The 19,824-nt window shown below is 50.5% G+C and carries 16 protein-coding genes and 1 tRNA gene; 3 read left to right on the forward strand and 14 right to left on the reverse strand.

Features of this window, described 5'->3' with window-relative positions; all coding sequences use genetic code 11:
* Positions 1-7: 7 nt before the first annotated feature.
* Positions 8-841 carry a hypothetical protein gene (locus tag BUB73_RS06460; protein ID WP_073234903.1) on the reverse strand — a complete coding sequence of 278 codons (834 nt, stop codon included), beginning with the start codon at positions 839-841 and terminating at the stop codon, positions 8-10.
* A 162-nt stretch (positions 842-1,003) separates the two neighbouring features.
* Between BUB73_RS06460 and BUB73_RS06465 the strand changes: the two genes are divergently transcribed.
* A complete protein-coding gene (locus BUB73_RS06465) occupies positions 1,004-1,465 on the forward strand; it encodes a hypothetical protein (protein WP_073234900.1) in 462 nt (153 codons plus the stop codon).
* Positions 1,466-1,540: 75 nt separating this feature from the next.
* Here BUB73_RS06465 and BUB73_RS06470 read toward each other — a convergent pair whose 3' ends face one another.
* The 10 genes from BUB73_RS06470 to BUB73_RS06510 form a co-directional block, all read right to left on the reverse strand.
* Positions 1,541-3,088 carry a beta-galactosidase gene (locus BUB73_RS06470; protein ID WP_170932273.1) on the reverse strand — a complete coding sequence of 516 codons (1,548 nt, stop codon included), beginning with the start codon at positions 3,086-3,088 and terminating at the stop codon, positions 1,541-1,543.
* A gap of 144 nt (positions 3,089-3,232) precedes the next feature.
* Positions 3,233-4,690, reverse strand: coding sequence for an IMP dehydrogenase (gene guaB, locus BUB73_RS06475; protein ID WP_073158156.1), 1,458 nt, complete (start codon positions 4,688-4,690; stop codon positions 3,233-3,235).
* 64 nt (positions 4,691-4,754) lie between these two features.
* Positions 4,755-5,306: an aminoacyl-tRNA hydrolase gene (pth, locus tag BUB73_RS06480; RefSeq protein ID WP_073158154.1), complete on the reverse strand. Its 552-nt coding sequence runs from the start codon at positions 5,304-5,306 to the stop codon at positions 4,755-4,757.
* Positions 5,307-5,326: 20 nt separating this feature from the next.
* Positions 5,327-5,941 carry a TlpA disulfide reductase family protein gene (locus tag BUB73_RS06485; RefSeq protein ID WP_170932274.1) on the reverse strand — a complete coding sequence of 205 codons (615 nt, stop codon included), beginning with the start codon at positions 5,939-5,941 and terminating at the stop codon, positions 5,327-5,329.
* Positions 5,938-7,074: a hypothetical protein gene (locus tag BUB73_RS06490; RefSeq protein WP_073284522.1), complete on the reverse strand. Its 1,137-nt coding sequence runs from the start codon at positions 7,072-7,074 to the stop codon at positions 5,938-5,940. The genes BUB73_RS06485 and BUB73_RS06490 overlap by 4 nt, the downstream gene beginning before the upstream one ends.
* A 2-nt stretch (positions 7,075-7,076) precedes the next feature.
* A complete protein-coding gene (locus tag BUB73_RS17220; RefSeq protein ID WP_158236659.1) occupies positions 7,077-7,223 on the reverse strand; it encodes a hypothetical protein in 147 nt (48 codons plus the stop codon).
* A 154-nt stretch (positions 7,224-7,377) separates the two neighbouring features.
* Positions 7,378-7,962 (reverse strand): 50S ribosomal protein L25, encoded by a 585-nt coding sequence (locus tag BUB73_RS06495; RefSeq protein ID WP_073158145.1) that lies wholly within the window; start codon positions 7,960-7,962, stop codon positions 7,378-7,380.
* Between the two features lie 36 nt (positions 7,963-7,998).
* Positions 7,999-8,070: transfer RNA gene (locus tag BUB73_RS06500), tRNA-Gln, on the reverse strand.
* 34 nt (positions 8,071-8,104) lie between these two features.
* A complete protein-coding gene (gene ispE, locus BUB73_RS06505; protein WP_073284525.1) occupies positions 8,105-9,013 on the reverse strand; it encodes a 4-(cytidine 5'-diphospho)-2-C-methyl-D-erythritol kinase in 909 nt (302 codons plus the stop codon).
* A gap of 148 nt (positions 9,014-9,161) precedes the next feature.
* On the reverse strand, positions 9,162-12,134 hold the full coding sequence (locus tag BUB73_RS06510; protein WP_073158139.1) for a DNA translocase FtsK: 2,973 nt from the start codon (positions 12,132-12,134) through the stop codon (positions 9,162-9,164).
* Between the two features lie 89 nt (positions 12,135-12,223).
* Here BUB73_RS06510 and BUB73_RS06515 point away from each other — a divergent pair, with 89 nt between their 5' ends.
* Positions 12,224-15,289 carry an adenylate/guanylate cyclase domain-containing protein gene (locus BUB73_RS06515; RefSeq protein WP_073158137.1) on the forward strand — a complete coding sequence of 1,022 codons (3,066 nt, stop codon included), beginning with the start codon at positions 12,224-12,226 and terminating at the stop codon, positions 15,287-15,289.
* Positions 15,290-15,391: 102 nt separating this feature from the next.
* Here the strand turns inward: BUB73_RS06515 and panC are convergent, their stop codons facing one another.
* The 3 genes from panC to folK are packed head-to-tail and all read right to left on the reverse strand — an operon-like array spanning position 15,392 to position 17,407.
* Positions 15,392-16,246 (reverse strand): pantoate--beta-alanine ligase, encoded by an 855-nt coding sequence (gene panC, locus BUB73_RS06520; protein WP_073158134.1) that lies wholly within the window; start codon positions 16,244-16,246, stop codon positions 15,392-15,394.
* On the reverse strand, positions 16,246-16,896 hold the full coding sequence (locus BUB73_RS06525) for a deoxynucleoside kinase (protein WP_073158131.1): 651 nt from the start codon (positions 16,894-16,896) through the stop codon (positions 16,246-16,248). Before BUB73_RS06525 ends, panC begins: the two co-directional genes overlap by 1 nt.
* 1 nt (position 16,897) lies before the next feature.
* A complete protein-coding gene (gene folK / locus BUB73_RS06530) occupies positions 16,898-17,407 on the reverse strand; it encodes a 2-amino-4-hydroxy-6-hydroxymethyldihydropteridine diphosphokinase (RefSeq protein WP_073158128.1) in 510 nt (169 codons plus the stop codon).
* A gap of 279 nt (positions 17,408-17,686) precedes the next feature.
* On the opposite strand from folK, the gene rho reads away from it, so the two are divergent.
* The gene (rho, locus tag BUB73_RS06535) at positions 17,687-19,696 is read left to right on the forward strand and encodes a transcription termination factor Rho (RefSeq protein WP_254795011.1); all 2,010 of its coding nucleotides are present in this window, start codon (positions 17,687-17,689) and stop codon (positions 19,694-19,696) included.
* Positions 19,697-19,824 lie beyond the last annotated feature (128 nt).

The following is a 19,824-nucleotide window of genomic DNA, read 5'->3' on the forward strand; positions in this document are numbered from 1 at the left end:
TTACCGCCTAAAAGAAAATACTGAAACCCAAGCCAACAGCGCCAACGGCACCCATGATGATTCCCACCGTACGCAGGTTCTGTGCCAGACGGATGTCGTTCAAGTTGTCTCGATATTGGTACTTGTTATCGGGAATCTTGTCGTAAGCATCGGCAGCGTAATAGTCGGCAAAAAATGCCCCCACGACACCAATCACGGTGGTTACCGCCGAAACGACAATCAAGGTGGTTCGCACATTGGATTCAGCCATGGCAGGTGCCACCTTCCTTGCGGCACTAGCCTTTTCCTGAGCGGCCTTCTGGGCCACCATGGAGGAATCCTCGGCATAAGTGTACAGACGGGGAACGAGAATCTTGGGTTCGGAATCCTCAACCGATTCGGGTGCGGAATCCGGGGGCGCTATATTAGTGGATTCATCGACGGGTTTAGGGGATTCGTCGACGGGTGCGTCTAACGGATAAGGAGATGGTTCATTACCACGGCAAATCAAAAAAAATTCGTGGGCTCGAGACTCTACAATTCCAAGCAGTTCCTCGGCATCGACACCGCGGCCAGTAAAGCTGGAAACCAGTTTACTAGAAATCGTTTCGTACAATTCAACTGTCAGGGTGAACTTTTCACCATAGAGACCTACGCGAGCCTGAGCTACATAGTCGGCAGAAATGTTGCGCCCCGTTTCAACCAGACAGCTACCCTCGCAATCCTCGATAGACATATCGGGAGGCAACATGGCATTGATATTATCCCGGGTCATAATGGTAAATCCGAAATCCGCAGGCAAGGCCTTAACAGCCCCGGCACGCAACACGTTAGTGATGAACTGCCTTTCTTGAAAGGGCATGACCGTGGAGTCATTGCAGACAGTCTCAAGCACCGCCACATACTTGGCTGAAGCCAGACAAGGCAACCCGATTATCAATAAGCAAAAAAGAACGAATCTCACTAACCTCATGAATTCAAAGATAGCACAAACATTCAATTTATTTATCTTTCGCACCATAAAATGAAATTCGAAAAAGACACTTTATACGTCTGGGTAGGCGGCAGCTGCGATTACGGCCACAAGGAACGGGCCGGCGGCGGGGCCTACATTGCCGAAACCTTCGCCACCGATTCCAAGGATGGCGTTGGCGGGAAAATCGTGGATACCTACACTACGTCGGACTTTAACACCAAGGAATTTCAGATGATTTACAGGGCCATGGACCACGTCCTGGAGAAGTTCGGTACGTCAGAATGTCGCGCGAGCTCTAAAAATCGCGCGAGCTCTGAAAACCGCGCGGGCACCTTCGAAAAAATCGTATTCCTCTCCAACGTCCAGTATATTCAAAACTACCCCAAGCCGGAGAACGTGGAAATCGGAATTCTCCCCTACCACAAGTTCCCTCGCCAAAAGGAAGTTCATGACATGGCAAGCCAGGCCATGCGAGATTTGCGCAGTTCCGGAGAAGGCGTCAACACCTAGGAACAGCCGACAAAATCAACCTATAAAAAAAGCCTGCCACGAAGACTCGTGCAGGCTAATTTCATCTCGTCAAAATTACGGTTTCAGCAACAGCTTATTGTTTGCCTGCAGGCCGTCGTTATCGAAACGTACGGTAGGATTCTTTCCGCTTTTGAAAGCTTCTTCACTTTCGTAGATAGAGAGCGCCACAGAAACTCCCGGCAGCGCCGCCACATTGGTCAGCCTTGCAGGAACTGAGTTAGCAAAAGTAAAATCACGAACCATTTCGTCCTTGAAAGTACCCTTGGAAACCTTGATGGTTTTACCCAGCTGTTCAAGAACTTCGCCTTCGCCGTTGACCAATTCTGCCACCATATAAATATCAAAGAAGCAGGGAGCAATGCCCGTGTTCTTTACGGTGATATTCAATGTATTTGTAGTTTCCTTGTCACCCGTAACCGTCAGAAGTTCAGCCTGCTGCACCATGAAATTGTAACCGATCACATGGGTCAGGGAATCTGCCAAGTCCTTGTGTTCACTGTAGATTTTAAATCCGCAATCGCTTTCCTGTTCCAGCACATAGTAGGTCAAATGAGCTGTGGTAATTTCGTGAACCCAACGTTCCGGAGTCCACTTTTTGTACTCACGATCGTCAAAGGTCAGCATTCTTTCGTAGCTGCCAATATTTTCTGCAATAGTCGGAAGCCCTGCCTCGTAGGCACGCACCAAGGAATCTGCAGTACCGGGAATTCCAATAAAGCCGTCGTCACGCTTGGTAATCCCAAGGCTTAACGCATAGGTGTAAATTTCGCCATAGGCATCAGAAGGCAAGGCAAGCAGAGTCTTCTTGAATACAGAAGCGTAATGGTCCAGCAATTCCTTCTGAACCTTTAAGGGCGGCATATCGCTACCATCCAGATGGGAAACGTGCCATTCGCCCCATTCACCAAAGGTACGGACATCAATGTATTCAAGGCGGGGATCCCCATCATACTTTTCTGCCATAGCCGTAGCGAAATCCTTGGCGGCCTTCAGGTAGACAGGATCATCCCATCTGGGAACTTGGGCGCGGGCACCATTATCCTGAAAGATGGCGTAATCCTTCTTGGCTCCCTCTTCGTAAACCCAGTCAGGAGTCCAGTCGTATTCACTTGTGGGCGTATCGTTACCCGTGATGTACCAGGGAGAGTAAGGGAACACTCGCAAAGCGTAACCCAGACCATGTTCCTGAAGTACGTTCAGCAAATCTTCAAGTTCGGACCAATCGTAAACTCCCTTGCCGGGATTCAACTTGTCCCAACGCTGATATCCGGAACCGTAGGTAATCAAATCCCATGCGCCATTTTTATCGGGACCGTACCTGAATTCGGGAACGAAATTCCAGGCACCTTCGGTAAGGAGCGTAAAGCCCTTATGAGGATTGGGCAGCGGACCTTTAAAGGGTTTGAGAGTGTAAGCAATCTTTGTAGTGTTACCGCTTGCGGAACCACTGGTGATTTCGTCTGAGGAACTTGATTCCAAAATAATAGATTCCGAGGAACTAGACACTTCATTAGCTGCGTTTGTGCTGTTTCCATCATCACCACATGCGACTAACCCTAAGGCAAAACAAGCCGCAATACCAAACAAAGAAATTCTTTTCACCCAATCCTCATACGTTATTCTGAATATAATAAAAAAATTTCCCATCAAACAAAACAGAGTCTTTCTAAACAAAAATCCCGCTGCAGCTAAAAACTGCAACGGGATTTTCAAATGGTTAGCGAGCGGCCAAAGTCCGCGGCCAAATTAACCTTCGGATCTGTAGTTCGGGGCTTCCTTGGTGATGGTCACATCGTGGGGATGAGATTCGCGGAGACCTGCACCAGTGATACGGACGAAGGTAGCCTTGTCGTAGAGTTCCTTCAGGTTTGCAGCACCTGCGTAACCCATAGCGGAGTGGATACCACCGATGATCTGGTAAATGGTATCGCGGAGCGGTCCCTTGTAAGGAACGCGGCCTTCGATGCCTTCCGGAACGAACTTGCGGGGTTCCTTGATGCCACCCTGGAAGTAACGGTCTGCAGAACCTGCAGCCATGGCGCCCAGAGAGCCCATACCGCGGTAGCTCTTGAAGCTACGGCCATCAGCGAGAATGACTTCGCCCGGAGCTTCTTCGGTACCTGCGAACATGGAACCGATCATCACGGCGTGACCGCCAGCGGCCAGAGCCTTCACGATGTCGCCAGAGAACTTGAGACCACCGTCAGCGATAATCTTGACGCCAGCCTTGCGTGCAGCCTTGCCGCATTCCACAACAGCGGAGAACTGGGGGTAACCTACGCCAGCCACGATACGGGTGGTACAGATGGAGCCAGGACCGATACCAACCTTAACGATGTTGGCACCGCACTTGGCAAGTTCAGTAACAGCTTCCGGAGTGCAAACGTTACCACCGCAGATGGTGAGCTTCGGATACTTCTTGCGGACGGTCTTCACCATGTTGCGGACACCGATGTGATGGCCGTGAGCGGTGTCGATCACCAACAGGTCGACGCCAGCGTCAACGAGGGCTGCAACGCGTTCCAGAGTATTTGCAGAGGTACCGACAGCAGCACCCACCAGCAACTGGCCATTCTTGTCCAGGCTTGCGGAGGGGTTGTTTTCGCGCTTCAGAATGTCGGTCATGGTGATGAGGCCCTTGAGGTTGCCTGCATTGTCCACCAGCGGGAGCTTTTCGATACGCTTTTCGGCCAGGAGTTCCTTAGCCTTGGCAAGGCTGATCTTCGGGCTTGCGGTGACCGGATTCTTGGTCATCACCTTTTCAATCTTCACATTGTAGTCGGAGATGGTGCGGAGGTCGCGGCTAGTGAGCATACCCACCAGCTTGCCATTCTTGAGAATGGGGAAACCGCTAATCTTATGGGCAGCGCGCATTTCGAATGCAGCGGAAACCGGCTGGTCAGCTTCCAGGGTCACCGGATTGCTAACGATACCGGACTGCCAGCGCTTGACCTTGCGAACTTCTTCGGCCTGTTCTTCGACGCTCATGTTCTTGTGAATAATGCCAAGACCACCCTGAAGAGCAATGGAGATTGCCAGGGGAGCCGTAGTAACGGTATCCATAGCAGCACTGATCACAGGGATGTTGAGCTTAATGTTCGGAGCAAGCTGAGTGCTCACGTCTGTCTGGGACGGCAAAACGGAGGAAGCTGCGGGAACGAGAAGAACGTCATCAAACGTTAAAGCTTCAGGCAAAATTTTCATAAATGAACCTCATTCTATTTTGCAAAGATAAGATAGAAAAAACCGAGCGACACGTCAAAAGGAATTACTTGCCGTTATAGCGTTCCATGCACTTTTCAATGCCGAACTTGAAGTAGCATTCCACCAGAGGTTTGACTTTTTCGAGAGCCTCGTCGAAAGCGGGGCGGTCTTCGGGCGGGAACTTCGCCAAGACCCAGTTGGAAAGGTCAAACTTGGGAGGGCACTTACCCACACCAAAGCGGATGCGGGGGAACTTGTCACCAATTTTCTCGATGATATTACGAAGGCCATTCTGACCGCCATGACTGCCGTTGGCACGGCAACGGATGCGACCCACATCGAGATTAATATCATCACTAAAAACAAGTAGCTGTTCCGGCTTGATTTTATACCAAGTCATAAGAGCCTGAACGGACTCGCCAGACAAATTCATATAGGTCTGAGGTTTGGCCAGCAGACATTCCTGCCCACCGACAACCACCTTCTGGGTCAGTGCCTTGTGTTCAGATTTCCAGTCACCGGAAGTAGCCAATTTTTCGACAGCCATAAAACCGGCATTGTGGTGGGTGTTAGAATACTGAGTTCCAGGATTTCCGAGACCGACAATCAGATACATGTTAACCTCAAACTTTTAATTTACTTTGTCCAAAGGACCTGGGGCCAGTCGCCGCCTTCCTTGCCAATGAGTTTCACCGGTTTGACCTTGGAATCCACCACCAGAGTCTTGGGCAAAGACATCTCTTCACCGGAACGGGTGATGCCGAAATTCTCGGTCATACGTTTGAAGGGGTCCACAACGACCTTAAATCGACTAGCACCCAACTTTTCGACCCAACGTGCAATAGCCTTTTCATCAGTTTCACCGATATTCACAAGAACAACTTCGGTCTTGTTCTGGGTCAACAGGGCATCGGCGGCGGCCAGATTTTTGACTCCCACGCGGCAGGGAATACACCAGGTGGCAAAGTAGACCAGGGCCACACGGTCGTTATTCTGGGCGAGCTTAGTCAGGTGCATCTTGGTAAAAGGAGTATTGGCGACACTCACTTCGCGTACAGCAAACCAGGGCAAGGAATCTGCAATGGCCGAAGGAATCTTCAGCCTTACCGATGGCGGTACATCAGGCTCTTCCACATATTCATCGTCTGGGGCATATTTGGCAGAGGGATTCGCAGAGGGCTGGGGAGCGAACTTGGCAAAAGCCAAAGACACGATGCACAAAGCTAAAATCAATGATTTTTTTAATTTCACTTCATTCTCCAGCGGTTCAGTTCGCGACGCCAATCCGCAAACCATTCAGCCTTGCCGATATTCTTGTTCAGGCGATCCATGGCCTCGGCTTCATCGTACTTGCCGGTACCGGCAGCACTGGCATGCAGTTCAAAATAACGTTCACCTTCACAAGAAGAACCGGTAAGGGTCAAAGTCGCAGAGCACTTGATACCCAAGCTACCTTCCTTACAATTCTGGTCAAGAACGCCAGCCTTCAGGACAAGGCCGCCCTTGCACTGTCCACTGACCACGCTAAAGTTCTGCGAAACCACCGAGAAAATGGAACGTTCCACATCGTTCTCGGGAGCCTCAAAGTACATGGCATAGGTGGAAAGGAATTGGGAAAAATCATTGTGCATGTAGGCGTAATCGGCATCGGTGGCAGCAGAGGATGCTTCGTCAACCATCCCGAAACTACGGAGGATTTCCCGATTGGCTACATAACGGATATACACCTGACGGCCCAACTTGTAAGTCTTGTTTTTCTGAAGGGGATGCGATGCCCCCTCATAAGTCTTGGCATACAAGTGGAGGGAATCCTGAAGAACGCCGGCCTTGAAGCGGAAGGGTTTCATGGCATCGTTTCGGGACATGCAGGCAACGACCTTCACCTTACCATTGTGCGGCTGCTTCAAGACAACCTTGGCATCCTGGGCATTTTCAAGATGAGCCAGGACCTTGGTCTCCATATCAAAACTGGACTTGATGATTTCGTGACCATCAGCATCTTCAGTAGAAGACACCTTGGTGTGAGTTGCGGCAGATACTGTCGACTGGATCTGGGCGGCAATGGCCTTCTGAGCCAAAACCACAGCCTGATTGTAATCGGCGTCAATTCCCTCGCCACGAAGGTCCGTGTCATCAGGGCACGTTCCAGATGACTGTGCGTTTATTGCGGCCTGCCCCTGATCTGCAGACGGATTCGCAGACGGATTCGCAGACGGATTCGCAGTTTGGGCCGAAGGCTGCCCCGACGTCTGACCTAAATCGGAGTAGGCGGCATTTGCGGAATTTCGGACCGCGGAAACATCCGAGGCAGAAGTCTTTGCGTCAGACGAAAGGGAACAGGAGACAAGCCACAGGGCCAGCGGCAAAAGCAGGATTTGCTTCATAATTATTCAGCGTCGTTATCCAATTCCTGATATGCAGACTGAGCGTTAGCACGGGTAGAATCATAATCAGGCTTGGATTCGCTGCTTGCGCAGGCACAAATCATAAGTGCAGAGGCTACAGTAGCCAGAACAGCAAAAAACTTTTTCATTTCATTCTCCTTTCTTAAAAGTCAGACTTTTTATATCCGACTCAAATATAAAAATAAGGCCAGGAAGTTTTCACCTGATTAAAAAAAAACGCCCAAGGAACCGAAGTTCACTTGAGCGTCTTTAATCTCGGTAAAGAACCGTAGAAACTTGGGATTAGCCCTGAGCTTCTTCAGTCTTTGCGCCACGCTTAGCGGTGATGTTGAAAATCACGACGCGCGGAGTGCAAGCCAGTTCCACACCTTCAGTCAGCGGAAGATCCTTGGCGTAGAAGGTAGTGGGAGCCGGATAGTTGGAGATATCCATTTCGATCAGAGTGGGGATCTTGGTGGGAACAGCAGCCAGCTGGATGTAGCGATTCTGCTGAGCAAAGGTACCACCCTGGGTCTTAACACCAACCGGAAGGCCGTTCAGCTTAACGGGAACGCGAACCTTAACCTTGGTGGTTTCGTCGATCTTCAGGAAGTCGATGTGGATGATTTCCTGAGTCAGAGGATCCTTCTGATAGTTGTAAACTACAGCGGCGTTGCCTTCCTTGCCATCAATGACGAGGTCGAGAAGCGTATAACGCTTACCCGGGGCGAGGACCTTGCGAACGTCGATAGCGCTAACGCTAACATTCACTGCTTCCTGACCCTTACCATAATAGACAGCCGGAATCTGACCGGCCTTGCGGAGACGCTTGCTATCAGCGCTCTTGCCCTGTACTCTCGAGGTTGCTACGAGCTTAGTGAGTTCCATAATTTACTCCATTCGAGTTTATGATTAAAAAAAACATTGGGATAGCTGGACTCGAACCAGCGAATAACGGAATCAAAATCCGTTGTCTTACCACTTGACGATATCCCAATGGTGGCGCAAATATAGTATTAATGACAACTTTTTAAAGGGTCGGCACCCAAAAGCGAGTCACTTTTTGATATCTAGAGATGGATTTCATGGCGCCCGCAGCGGTTTCAGCCAGTTCCTTTGAGGCAAAAACGCCAAAAACAGAGGCTCCGGAACCAGACATGAGTGTCGTTTTGGCCCCCAGACGGCTAAATTCAGCCTTCATTTCGGCAACCAGGGGATGCAGAGGGAACACGGATCCTTCAAATGCGTTGAACGAGATGAAAGAGGAAAGACGGGAGACGAGAGTCTTATCGTCAGCGGCAGACTGGAATTCGGCCTTGTAAGAATCCCAACGAGCCGGACCAGACTTTGCCACCCCGGCGTAAGCATCCTTGGTAGGGACAGCATCCAGGGGCGTGCAGATCAACAGGTATTCCCCTTCGGAAAGTTGCAGCGGGTTGATAAAAGTCAACTTTTCACCAATGCCTTCGGCAAAGGCGGTTCCACCCCGAACCAGGAAAGGCACATCGGCACCAAGTTTTGCACCGATTCCTTCAAGAACTTCGGCTGCATAGTTCAGATTCCACAGGCGATTCAGCACACGAAGGGCCGCAGCCGCATCGGCACTACCACCGCCAAGGCCAGCCCCAAGGGGCATCACCTTTTCTAGATAAAGGTCGGCGCCCAGGGATTCTGCGGCAGCCTTTGCAGAGGTTTCGGCCTGTTCCACCGCATAGGCTTTAAGAGCGACGGCAGCCCTGAATACCAAGTCGGACTGAACCGGATATTCCTGGGGTTTGTTGTAGGTCAGGACAATCTCGCCATCGTTGCGAAGTTCGGCGTTCAATGTATCGCCGGCATCGACAGTCTGAAAAATGGTACCTAGATCATGGTAGCCATCTTCGCGTTTGCGGATGACATCCAGAAACAAATTGATTTTTGAAGGAGCATATTCACGCATAATTATGAGGTTCGAGGTATGAGGTTCGAGGTATGAATTATGAGTTACGAATTACGAGATTTTTTTCGCGGCTTTGCCGCCCTCTTATTTTGCGAGCAAAGCTCGCCATTTGTCTTCTCGTAATTCATAAATCGTACTTTGTAACTATTTATCTAAAGGTTCCTGAGCGTTCCATTTGCATTAGTTCGTCCATACCGACCAGCATCGCACGGGGTTTGGAGTTTCCCTTGCTGGGGCCGCAAACGCCAAGGCCATAAAGCTGATCTACAATTTTACCGGCACGGCTGTAGCCAACACTAAAGTGTCGCTGCACCGCAGAAGTGGAAAGACCGCTCACTTCAATAGCCCAGCATGCAACGTCAAAGAGCAACGGGTCAAGTTTGCCAAGTTGCTTGCCGCCTTCCCCATCATCGTCTCCATCGACGCCTTCAGAAACGTCAAAGGATTCCACCTGCGGGAAGAACACATTCTGGTTAGAGCAGGCATCCGCCAGCTTTTCGGCTTCCTCGTCACTCAGGAAGGCGCCATGAACGCGAACGGGATCCGGATCATTCACAGCTTTAAACAGCATATCACCGCGGCCCAGAAGTTTTTCGGCGCCGGCGTGATCCATTACGGTACGGGCGTCAATCTGGGATGCCACCTTAAAGCTAATTCGGGTAGGCAAGTTCGCCTTGATAATACCCGTAATCACCTTCACGGAAGGACGCTGGGTTGCGAGCACCAGGTGGATACCCACGGCACGGGCCTTTGCAGCCAAACGGGCTACAGACTTTTCGATTTCCTTACCAGCCACCATCATAAGGTCTGCCATTTCATCGATAATAACGACAATGAATGGCATACGATGACCCTTGTCCTGTTCAGGAATATCATCGGGCAGCTCACCCGCTTCGTACTTGGCATTGAAGCCGCCAATGTTACGAACCTTGGCTGTCGCAAGAACTTCGGTGCGACGGTCCATTTCATAGCACAGCCACTGCAATGCCTGAATGGCGATTTCGGGCTTGGTAATCACCGGAGCCAGCAAATGGGGAATGCTTTCGTACATCTTCAATTCCACCGCCTTCGGGTCCACAAGAATCATGCGGAGTTCGTCGGGAGTCTTACTGAAGAGCATACTGGCCATAAGGGCGTTAATGCAGACAGACTTACCGGAACCGGTCTGACCGGCAATCAGCAAATGAGGAGCCTTGGCCAAATCCATGGTAAAGGCCTCGCCAGTAATATCCTTACCCAAGGCCACCAAAATCTTTTCGGGGGACGGCTTGAATTTTTCGCTTTCAAAGACATCCTTACTGAAAACAGTCTGGAACTTGCGATTGGGAATTTCAATACCCACTGCAGCCTTACCGGGGATGGGAGCGAGAATACGAACAGAAGTCACTCGCAGGGGCATGGCCAAATCTTCCTGCAACGCAGTAAAGCGGCTTACCTTTACACCCGGCCCAGGTTCCACTTCAAAACGAGTGATCATGGGGCCCGTTTCGCAACCGATAACATGTCCCTTCACCTTGAAGTTTTCCAGTTTTTCTTCCAGCATCTTACCAATGGCATTCAACTCTTCTTCGGTATAATCCGCAGTCTGAGCCTCGTGATCATTAAGAATATCGCCAATGGAAGGAACCTTATATTCGTCATAAACTTCTGTGGGATCCGGCTGCGGAATAGGGGCAGCCTTACAACCGTTCAATGTTCCACCCAAAGAGTCTTCAGACGCAACAAAGCCCTCGCCATCGTCTTCGGCGCCATCGTCAGCACCATAAACTACAGGGGCACAGGTTTCATCACGTCCACCATCACCACCAAGCAGCGATTCCGGATCAAAAGACGGAGTCAAAGTTTTTTCAGCAGCATCATCCGCTTCGGCAGCAACGCCCGCCACTCTTGTCGGTTCGGGATCAGCAACAGGAACATCCACAATAGCTTCTGTAGCCATGGAAGGCTTTCCGTCTTCACGACGGACATCACCCTTTACCTGCATGCGGCCGCGATGTTCCTTTTCCCAGGCAATCACTTCGCGGGCCCTGCGCAGAGCGGCAATACGGTCCTTCACCTCTACGATTTCAAGGGCGTTCATATTGCGTCCATTGACACGCAGATATTCCTCAAGTCGGCGAATTTCAGGATCTTCGTCCATATTGTATTCACCAGCCACATTCATGGTCGGTTCTGGCAGAGGTTCCGGAGCAATTTCCACCGGATTACGAACAACAGGATTTTCCTGGGTGGGCGTTGCGGGCACGGGAGCCACGCCGTCCATCGTTCCCAGCCAGTTGTTGCGGCCGCTAAAGGGAACAACCTTCCCCTTCCTGCGAATCTTAAATTCATCGGGTTGCAGCATAACCGTGTTGTCGTCCATATAGGCGCCCTTGGGCAAAACCCCGGCATCTACGGCGCGGTCCAAATCAGCGCCCCTCGACCTTTTCATGGAAATGTTGCTCTGGGTACCTGACGCATCCACCACCTCACCTTCCAGCGGTTCCTTTTTCCTGAAAGTATTCTGGATCCATTTCGTACCCTGCACAATGAAATAAAAATGCCTCGGGCGAAGTCCAAAAGAAAGCACAAGGATCAGCAAGAACGTTACAGCCAGAATAATCAAGGGCGCAATGCAGGACTCAGCACCAAAAACCGGAATGGCGATATTCTGGGTAAAAAATTGTCCAAGTATGCCACCGCTCAAGGCGAGCACGTCTTCGGAAACCTGGGCAAGGCCATAGTTTTTAAGAGCAAGCAGGAACGACAGATCCAGGGAAATCAATGTCAGGCCAAGTCCATAGCGAATCAAACGGCCCCGAATTCCCGAAAAGGCAAGACCAAGCCCCCACAGAATCAGGGACACCGTAAAGAAAAGCACAGAGACCTTGCCAAACAGCAAAGTCACCCCATCCGGAATCATCTTGCCTAGATAAGGGCCCAACCAGTTACCGTGTGTTCCGCTATAGACAGAACTTACGCAACCCAAAAGAAGCAGAACGCCTATGGCAAAAAGAAACCAACCGCCAAGAACTAGGCCAAAGCCCTGACCATCATCGACCGGATTAGTCGAACTAGACTTTCCCTTTTTATTCCCCTTGGAACCCCTCTTAGAGCCAGAAGTTTTTCTTTGTGTAGCCAAAAATGCCTCCGCAAATTTTACCGCTAAAATATACTCACTTTTCATGACACAAAAGTGTCAATCCTTTCCATCTTATTATCTTTATTTCTATGGAAGAGAAAAATTCAAGGAACGAACAAAAACAAATCAAGATTTCCAAGAGAATCAAGAAGGTCGCCTCGGGCCTTTTGATATCGGCCTTCTTTGTTTTTATCATTCTTATTTTCGGAAGCACCCAGAACGACATTACGGGCATGACCCGCAACGGTGCAGAATCCCTTGAAAATATTTTTTACGATTTATTCTTCAAGGGCGTTACAAATACCAAGGACGAAGAAGATGAACAGGTAGACGACAAGATTTCCCTGGAAAACAATTCCGACCCCAACATCATCATCGTAGATATCGACGAACCCTCCCTGGCAAAGCTTGGCCCTTATAACGAATGGGACCGTTCCATCCACGCCAACGTGGTCCGCCACCTGAACGAAGGCGGCGCTTCGGCCATCGGCTTTGATATCTTGCTAAAAAGTGCAGACTTTGGATCCAAGAAGGCAGGACAGGTAAACACCCTCCTATCAAACATTAGCCCCAAAAGCAACTGGGATTCCCTAAAGCCTAGCATCAGGGCTTTCTTCAACTACGATTCCATGCTGGTCGCAGCCATCAAGGCTGGCGGCAACTCCATCGTATGCGACATGTTCGATGACGCCAAATCCTACAAGCACGAATCCCAGTGGCGCCCCCTCAGTTCCAAGGAACGTGCCGACGAAGTTGGATATAGTTCGGTATTCCGCAACGACCAGATTGACAAAATTGACCAGGTAGAACCCAAGGAACTGCTAGACAATATTTTCCCGGAACTGGCCCAGGCAGGAACCAAGCTAGGATCCGTGAACGCCTATCCGGACCTTGATGGCGTTGTTCGCCGAGTCTCCATGCTGTACCGCTTCCCCAGTCCGGAACTCTATCCCGACGACACCAGCATGGTTTACTCCACCATGTCGCTGATGACCATCCTCCATCTATTCGGTCAAAAACCCGAAAACGTCCAGATCAAGATGGGGCAATACATCGACCTAGGCAAGCCCTTTGGCATCTACCGCGATTCTGCAGGTATATACCACACCACCTACCCCAACTTCAGCTACCCCATGTTCCTGGCGTTGCACAGCGCCCTAGCCGATGCAGATTTCCAGAAAAAGGCTGCCAAGGACTTTATCGACATTTCGTCCAAGATTGTGGCCCGCAAGGATAGCCAGGGCCAGCTGACCTTCGAAATTTTTGAGGGCCAGTACCTGAACGAAAGACTTTCCCAGGAACTGCTGAACATCTCAGAAGAAACCTTGGCCATGGTCAAGGAAGACGCCCCCGTAAACCTGAACTACGGCATGACCCTGAGTTTCGACGACGAAGACAATTCCGGAAATCGATTCATTTTAAACGACCCCGAAGAAGGCGACGACATTATCATCAACCGATACATCGTCAAGACAATCCAGTACTTCCAGGACTCCATTCAGCGGATTCCCGCAAACAGGTCCATTCACCTTTCCATGGATATGGACATCCGATATGACAGGTCTACCAAAAAGTGGAAATCCAATCAGCTAATCCTGTCCGACGAAGTCATCCGCGACATCAAGCTTACAGAAAATCTGGCCATCAAGAACCTCGCCCCCGGCGAAGAAATGCGTTTCGGCCCCGTCAAGCGAGTTCCAATCGACAAATTCGGCCGTTACCAGGTCAACTACAAAGGCCATTACAAAACAACAGTGGGCCAGAGGACCTTCCAGCACCTTTCCTATTATGACGTATCCAACGGCCGTGTCGACCCCTCACTTTACCAGGGAAAAATTTTCATCCTGGGTTCTGCCGCGGCGGCCCTATTCGACTTTGTGTCCGGCCCCCACGAAGAAAACTATCCCGCCGTGCTGATCCATGCCACCATCATCAAGAACATTCTGGATGGGGACTACGTCACTACCCTCAGCGAACACAAGCAGCAGATTATCGTCTTGCTTCTTGCCGTATTCAGCCTGTTAATCGGCCTTTGCTTCAAGAGCAACATTTCTGTGCCGATTTCCTTGCTGTCAATGATTATCTACACCTACGTCGCCTACAATTTCTTTGACCACGGGCTTTACATCGGTGTATCGAGACCTCTATCGACCATGCTGCTCATCAACATTACCACGCTGGTGGTGCAGTTCTATTTCGAAAACAAGGAAAAACGATTCATCAACGATGCGTTCAAGCAGTACATCTCTCCGGCACTGATCGACGCCATGGTGAACAACGAAATTATGCCCACCCTCGGTGGTGAAAAGTCTAACATTACCGCCTACTTTACCGACATCGCCAGCTTCTCCACCTTCTCCGAAAAGATTGGCGACCCGCGAAAACTAGTTGATTTGCTGAACGAATACCTGACCGCCATGACCGACACGCTCCTTCAGAACGAAGGCACTCTGGACAAGTATGAAGGTGACGCCATTATCGCATTCTTCGGAGCGCCCATGCCTCTAGAAAACCACGCCCAGAGCGCCTGCGATACAGCCGTGGACATGCAGCGCAAACTGAAGATGCTCCGTAAGAAATGGGCCAGCGAAGGAAACAAGTGGCCAAAGATCGTCCATGACATGCACATGAGAATCGGTATCAATTCCGGCGACATCGTTACCGGCAATATGGGTTCTACCATGCGTAAGAACTACACCATGATGGGTGACGCCGTGAACCTGGCCGCCCGTCTAGAAAGTGCAGCCAAGCAGTACGGAGCCTACATTCAAATCAGCGAAGATACCGAACAGCAGCTGGACAAGTCCAGATTCATCTACCGTTCGCTGGATACAATCCGCGTTGTGGGTAAGAGTCAGCCTGTAAAGACTTTCGAACTGCTGGAACACGTCGGTTGCGAAAACGAAAGCCAACTGCAGCAATTGGTAAAGCTCTGGGAAGAAGCCCGCCAATATTACCTAGCCATGAAATGGGACACCGCCCTGCAGATGTTCAATATGTGTCTAGAACTGGAGCCCCACCACCCAGACCGCGACCCGGGAAGCAAGACCACCCCCTCCCACGTGTACATCGAACGTTGCATTGCCTACAAGCAGCACCCCCCTGTCACCGAAGGCGAAGAATGGGACGGCGTATTTACAGCAACAGAGAAGTAAACGTCTAGGCTTAGTGCATTCCCATTATGCATAAAAAGACCCCGGTTAAAACCGAGGTCTTTTTTTTGAAAGTTTGAGTTACCGGCGCAGCCGGATTCCTGACTAATTCAATTCAATATTATCAATGAGGCGGGTCTTGCCGAAGAAGGCAGCAACCAGGATGACAACCTTATCTTCGGGAGCCAGCATTCCTGCAGAGAACTTCTGCAGAGTCTTCTGGTTCACCACTTCTACGAACTGCACGGTACCGCGAGCGGCCAAGATGGACTTCAGGACAAAGTCACGAAGCTTAGCAACGCTACGTTCACCAGCATCGAAAGCGTCCTTAGCCTGCTTCAAGCCACCGCTAATACCCAGTGCGCGAGCCTTTTCTTCTTCGCTCAGGTATTCGTTACGGCTAGAAAGAGCCAAGCCGGATTCTTCACGGACAATCTTCACGCGGTGAATCTGGATATCGAAGTTCAGATCCTTCACCATGCGTTCAATCAGGAACACCTGCTGATAATCCTTTTCGCCAAAGTAGGCGTGATGGGCACCGGAAATCAGGAACAGCTTGGAAACCACGGTGAGCACGCCACGGAAATGGCCCGGACGGTAGGCACCGCAATACATGCTTTCCAAAGTTTCGTCGCGGACCATGGTCAAAGGATCGCCATCCGGATACATTTCTGCAACGGAGGGTGCGAACACATAGTCGGCACCGATAGATTCGGCCAGCTTGGCGTCAGCTTCGAGACGCTTGGGATACTTGTCCAAGTCCTCGTTCTTGCCAAACTGGATGGGATTCAAAAATACACTGACAACCGTTACGTCGCAATCCTTGACCGAAGCCTTGATCAAGGCTCCGTGACCGTCGTGCAGAGCGCCCATGGTGGGCACAAGACCAATAGTCTTGCCCTGCTGAGCCAACGGCTTCAGGGTTTTACGTAGAACATCGATTGAAGTGATGACTTGCATTATTTACCTTCTGGAACAAAATAAGTCGTTTGCCTGGGGCATTCTGCGATAGCATTCAGCACCAGCTGTAGGTGGGATTCGTTATGTACAAAATCGATATTGTCGGTATTGATGATCAACACCGGAGCATAGGGATAATTCCAAAAGAACTGATCATACCGGTCCATCAGGGACTGGAGGTATGACCCCTCGATGGTCTTTTCCATGGGGCGACCACGACCCTTAATTCGGTTTAGCAAGGTAGGTACGCTGGCCTGCAGGTAGACCACCAGGTCAGGGCGGGGAATGTCCCTATTCAAGGCCATGGCCACCTGTTCGTACATGGTAAACTCGCTATCCGTCAAATTCTGCGCAGCAAAAATCGGATCCTTTTCGTAAGTGTAGTCACTGACCCGCAGTTCATGGAACATGTCGCTCTGCATGGCGCTATTCTGCAATTGCTTGTGACGTTCCAGCAAGAAGAACAATTGTGTCTGGAAGGCGTAAGCCGACTTGTTCTGGTAGAACTTTTCCAAAAACGGGTTTTCGGCAAAATTTTCCTCGATGAACATGGCATTCCACCTCTCCGAAATAATCTTCGCGAGAGTAGACTTTCCCACACCGATAACGCCTTCGATGGCCAGGAAATGCACACCTTTTTCTACTAGCATATTACGCTTCCTCCGAGGTGACTACGCGGAAAGGAATTTTCTCCTCTTTCAGGAGAAGTCTCGTCAGAAGGTCAGAAACCTTGGAATCCATCTGGGGATCCACCCACTCCGGGGCAATATCATTCAAGGGAACCAACACGAACTGGCGGTTAACAATCTGCGGGTGAGGCAATGTAGGAATTCCCCGGCTCACCTCGTTTCCAAAGTAGAGCAAGTCAAGGTCAATTTCCCTGGAATTCCAGTGCCCACGGTACTTACGTCCCAAAATGAACTCTGAACCTTTCAGATAATTCAGCAAACGTTCCGACGTTCCCGAATACCAGAACGAGACAACCTGATTCAGGTAGGGACCCTGCCCCTCCGGACCAACCGGCGGAGTTTCATAAATCGGGCTTTCTTTCCAGCCACCCTTAGACACCTTGCGGAGCATATCGCGCCCCTCACTCAGGTGAGCGGAACGATTGGGCAAATTGGACCCCAGGGCAACAAATACACGTTCTAGTGAATTCACGCTGGTAAATATAACTATTCAAATTGTCACTAAGTTGACACCCCCATTTTTTCGGCACCCCCAAAAAGTTTTTTTATAAAATCTGACCTTTTTTATGACAATCCCCATATAATTAATTATAATTAGCGACGTTCGGTCGACATTCGGCCGCATTCATATTTTTTTTCAAATTTTTCATATCGAAAATTATTCATCCGTCCATTTTGGGAATAATCCAAATACTGCAGATGAATAAAGTCGCATTTTAATACGTCAATTCTTATTTAATAGGACACAATCGTGGCTCCCATCAAAAAAACGACTAAAAGTACCCACTTGGCCGACCAAGAATCCACAGGCATGGAAGTTCCTGCCGAACTCCGCGAAGGCATTGAACTCCCCGTCCAGGCAGAACCGGCTCCCGAAGGAAAACCCGCAAAGCGGGCTCCTCGAGCAAAGGCTGCAAAGAATGACGATGAGAAAAAAGCAAACAGGAAAGTCGAACGGATAAAGGAAAAGAACAACGTTCAGGAAGTTTCCGCCGAAAAGCAGGCCGACACAGCACCCGTTGAAACAGCGAAGGCCGAAAAAGAACCGGCAGCCGTTCCCGCAGAAATTAGCGCAGTTCCCGCAGCAGAAACCGCTCCCGCAACGGATTCCGCACAGAATGCAGATGGTCAGCAGGCAGAAACTCAGGCCACCGCAGATCCTAGCGCAGCCCAGGACGGCACCTCCGAAAACGCATCTGCAGACGGTCAGCAGAGACCCCAGCAGAAAGAACGCTTCAACAAGTACGACAAGAAGAACAAGTTTAACAAGTTCGACAAGAACAACCGCAACAACAATAACAACAACCGCCCCCAGCAGCAGGAAGAACAGGAAGACACCGTGCCGATGCCGGATCCGGATTCCGAAGCCTGGTGCAAGGCTCGCGATTGCTGGGCCAAGTACCGCAAGATGACCATGAGCGACTTGCAGGAACTGGCAAGCCAGAAAGAAAATCTGGACTTCCGCCGTTACCGCAAGCAGTCCCTGGGCCTTCTGCTCCAGAGCCTGGAAAACGAAAACAACATCGTTTACGCCGAAGGCCTTTTGGAAGTCACCCCGCAGGGTCACGGTTTCCTCCGCAATACCGAATTCAACTACCAGCAGGGTCCCGATGACGTTTATGTGAGCCAGAACCTGATTCGCCGTTTCGGCCTGAAGGTTGGCGACACCGTTGCAGGTCTTGCACGCCCCCCCCGCGATGGCGACAAGTTCTATGCCCTCCGCCGCGTAGACAAGGTCAACTTTGACGATCCCGAAAAGATCAAGCGCCGCGTAGCATTTGAATACCTGACTCCCATCCATCCTAACGAAAAGATCAACCTGGAATGGGACCAGGACGAATTGACCACCCGCGTCATGGATTTGTTCAGCCCCATCGGTAAGGGTCAGCGTTCCATTATCCTGGCTCCTCCCCGTACCGGTAAGACAATCCTCCTGCAGAACATGACCCGCGCCATTGCAGCAAACCATCCTGAATGCATCATCATGGTGTTGCTCATTGACGAACGTCCCGAAGAAGTGACGGAAATGCGCGAAATCGTAGGCAAGCTGGTAGAAAAGAACCCCGCCCTGAAGGCAGAAGTCGTTGCATCCACTTTCGACGAACCTCCTGACCATCACGCCCGCGTGGCCACCATGGTCCTGGAAAAGGCCAAGCGCCTGGTGGAACAGCAGAAGGATGTGGTTGTGCTTCTGGACTCCATTACCCGCTTTGCACGCGCCAACAACGTAGTGATTCCCCACTCCGGCAAGATTCTTTCTGGCGGTGTGGACGCCATGGCCATGCAGTTCCCCAAGAAGTTCTTTGGTGCAGCCCGTAAGATTGCCGACAAGCTTGGCGATTTCCAGAAGGACACCAACGGTCAGATGATTTACACCTCCGCAGGTGAACCCGTTCGTGAAGTCATCCAGAAGAACGGCTCCCTTACCATTATCGGAACCGCCCTGATCGAAACCGGCAGCCGCATGGACGAAGTGATCTTTGAAGAATTCAAGGGCACAGGTAACATGGAACTGGTTCTGGACCGTCGCCTTGCCGAAAAGCGCACCTGGCCCGCAATCGATATCTTTAAGTCCGGCACCCGTAAGGAAGACCGTCTGCTTTCTCTGTACGAACAGAACATCCTCTGGAGCGTTCGTCAAAGCATGCAGAACGATACCGAAAACGGCATCATGGACAAGCTAATCAAGTGGATGAAGCAGTATAAGAGCAATGCCGATCTGCTGGAATTCCTCCGCAAGGCCAAGGACAGCGTCAGGTAAAAATCAACGAAGTTGATTTTTACCTAATTATGAATTACGATTTATGAATTACGAGAATAAGAAAGGCGGCTACGCCGCGATTATTCGTCTCATAATTTAAAATTCATAAATTATAACTGAAAATTTTC

The sequence above is a fragment of the Fibrobacter sp. UWH6 genome, assembly GCF_900142465.1.
Classification (GTDB): domain Bacteria; phylum Fibrobacterota; class Fibrobacteria; order Fibrobacterales; family Fibrobacteraceae; genus Fibrobacter.